3 protein-coding genes and 1 pseudogene are annotated in these 2,916 nt (G+C 31.2%); 1 reads left to right on the top strand and 3 read right to left on the bottom strand.

The annotated features are described in order from the left end of the window. Positions 1-287: 287 nt before the first annotated feature. Both AC1DJR_RS27825 and AC1DJR_RS27820 read right to left on the bottom strand, forming a co-directional pair. Entirely contained in the window at positions 288-722 is a 435-nt protein-coding gene (locus AC1DJR_RS27825; protein ID WP_002127385.1) for a hypothetical protein, read from the bottom strand. 261 nt (positions 723-983) lie between these two features. Continuing rightward, complete coding sequence (locus AC1DJR_RS27820) at positions 984-1,184, bottom strand: hypothetical protein (protein WP_033708115.1); 201 nt, start codon at positions 1,182-1,184, stop codon at positions 984-986. Positions 1,185-1,395: 211 nt separating this feature from the next. On the opposite strand from AC1DJR_RS27820, the pseudogene AC1DJR_RS27815 reads away from it, so the two are divergent. Then, positions 1,396-2,486 (top strand): annotated as a pseudogene (locus AC1DJR_RS27815) (zinc dependent phospholipase C family protein). Positions 2,487-2,637: 151 nt separating this feature from the next. Here AC1DJR_RS27815 and AC1DJR_RS27810 read toward each other — a convergent pair. After that, a partial coding sequence (locus AC1DJR_RS27810) for a DDE-type integrase/transposase/recombinase (protein ID WP_477004028.1) occupies positions 2,638-2,916 on the bottom strand: 279 nt, incomplete at its 5' end.

The raw sequence follows: 2,916 nt of genomic DNA, 5'->3' as shown, positions 1-2,916 counted from the left end.
TTTTACGACGATTTTGTTGTTTTTCTTGAAACCTGCTTCCTTGTCCCATTTTTTAAACCTCCGAGTTTATTTTCTCTTCTAATCTTTATGCATTATCCTTATAATTCTTAATATTTTCATTAAACAATGGAAATGAATTACAATTCCCATACAAGATTTCATATCATAATAAAATTTGTGTTGTTTCAAGCATCTGACATATGTTATTCAAAAATATTTTAATACATTAAAAATTGATAAGCATCTGTTCGTAAGAAACCTTCAATTTTATTCAAAGGTGATTCCAATTACGTCCACATTAGATCTCCTGTAGAAATCTTTTTAACAATTAAGCCCCTTCTTCCCTTATTTATAATTTTCAAATTAAACTGCCCTCTATGGTACAATAAAGATGTGTTGTTTTCTACTGGGGTATGTCGTAAAATCAAAAGGGATTTTATCTCTTTTACCTTTTTTTCAGAGTAACTTTCACCACTAGGAGACTCTATTATTCCTAATGTAATCTTTAATTCGCTTTCATCAAAAATCCAATCTTTATTAAGTTCCCTTATCTTTTGTATAAAGCTTCTTTTGGTTTTTCCTATATAGATCAATGTTTCATTCTTAGCATATACTCTAGAGATTGCAAATATTCCCTTCTTAAAAGCTTCTTCTCTATTATAAAAATCATTTAAACTATACATTCCATACCATTTAATATGTACTGTTTCTATTAACCTCACCTCATTTTTATGATAATATTATAATTTCTGAATGTTCAAATTATTATGGATACATAGCCTTGATTACTTGAATTATAAATAGTGCTTTTCAATAATACATTTTATTATTACTAATTTCAATAATGAATATGTACATATTCATTATTGAATGGCTGCAAAAAAACATGGGAATTTAATTCAAGCCCTATATCAAAATGAAAATAAAAAACACCTGTGATATACACAAAGTGATTTTCTCTTGTCAATTTATCTATTTTCTTTTTATAACTCAAACTCCTTCGAATCGTACTTTTCTAGAGTTTGCTGCAATTCATTTTTTTCATATGGAATATGTTTATCTGTCTGTACATCTTCAACATTTTCTCCACCTGCTAATAATCTCCTGTACTTAAAAGAGTGCCCTGTTAATAATAGTGTAATTATGTTTGTATGGCCCTCCTTTTGTTTGATTACTTGTATCATAAAACAAGTATCTGAAGTTGATATGTAGTCTACTTTACTGATAAAAATAACAAATAAAAAAGGAAACCTGCATGTTCGTTATAGTGATTTTCATGTTATATATACTCATATAGATTTACTAATATGCAATATTACATATTAGGTTCCTCTATCTTCATGATATTGATGTATTTATAATACTTATATCTTCATATTTAGAAAGGAATAAAAAATGAAAAAAATCACATCAACACTATGTATAGCTGGAATGACTTTAACTATTTTAGGAGTAGCTCCTCAAAGTAGTTATGCTCATCTCGATCAAATTGATTTAACTGACAATGATCCTATTACCGCTCGATGGTCTGCAGAAGCTCCGTATCATTCTGATAAAAGTACACATTTATGGATTGCAAAACAAGCTATTGAAATTATGAAAACAGAATCTAATGTTGAAGCGAATAAGCAGGCTGTGGACTTTTTAAATTATCCGCAATATAAAGATCTGTTTTCTAAAGGATTATATGATGCAGATTATAATGCAGAGTTTAACGATGGCGGAACAGGAATAGGCGGTGTTTTTAAAGGCGGATGGAAATCTCATTTTTATGATGGATTGATTATGCAGCCCTAGTAGCTAAACCTGAAATCCAAAATATTACTAATGATAAAACATTTAAGTATTATAATAGTGGTAAGGCGCAATTGTGGCAAGAAATGGTTACCCCAGCTGTGCAGCGAAGCTTAGGAGAAGCTCAGCGCAATACAGCAGGTTTCTTAAATCTTTGGTTTAAAACTTTTACTGAAAATGTGAAAGCTCCAAGTATAGAGACCGCATTAATCTATGATATAGAAGGAAACGTCATAGAAGCAGGGAAAAACTATTATATCGTACCAAGTGAATCTCCTTATCAAGGTCTAACATTTGAATGGTATGTAGCAAATCGTTACGATTATGTTTTACTTGCAAATAATAAGGACAATGCTTTATCTGGTACACCTATAGAATTTGAATTCTACAAAGAAAATGATGCAAAGCTACACCACGGGGAAAGTATATATCTTCGCATGAAGCACTCAAATTACGATCAATTTCAATATTTAAATTGGTCTAATTATTCTAGTTGGATTCACCTTGCTCAAAAGTCTGATAGTTTAGCTGACTTTAAAATTCAAATTAACCCGGATAAACCTACAGAATATAATATTTTTACAGATGACTATCCATTAAATTATAAGAATATAAATGCAGAGAAAAGTTGGATTGTACTAGGGGGAAAAACACAAAAACCTAGCTCATGGAAGTTTGTACCTTTCAGATAACCTAAACACACTCGTTCCTAATCAGAACGAGTGTGTTTTTTGTTTTGAGGTATTTGCTTTTCTTAAGTTCATGGATGTAGGATCACCATACATGTCCATCAACTTAGGGGAAACAATCTTGTTCAATCCGATGGTAAATAAGGATCAAGGTTTAAGAATTAGCTAATAATTGTTGAAGTCTATTGTACGTTGAAAAGGCGGAGTCTCTTTGAAGACTTCGCCGTTGTTTATATAGGGCATGAATRGTCTCGATACCTTTTATCGTACGTGAAGCATGACGAAGATTTTGRAATCCAGAAGATTTGACAAAGCGCCGTTTTACATGTCGATGATCCTGTTCAATCAGGTTATTGAGATGCTTGATGGTACAATGTTTCGTACGCGCATAAAAGCCGTTCTTTTTCAGTTTTTTGAACGCACAAAGCAAGGC

This window comes from Bacillus sp. 05T31 (assembly GCF_056396725.1).
This window is presented reverse-complemented; position numbering and strand designations above follow the sequence as displayed.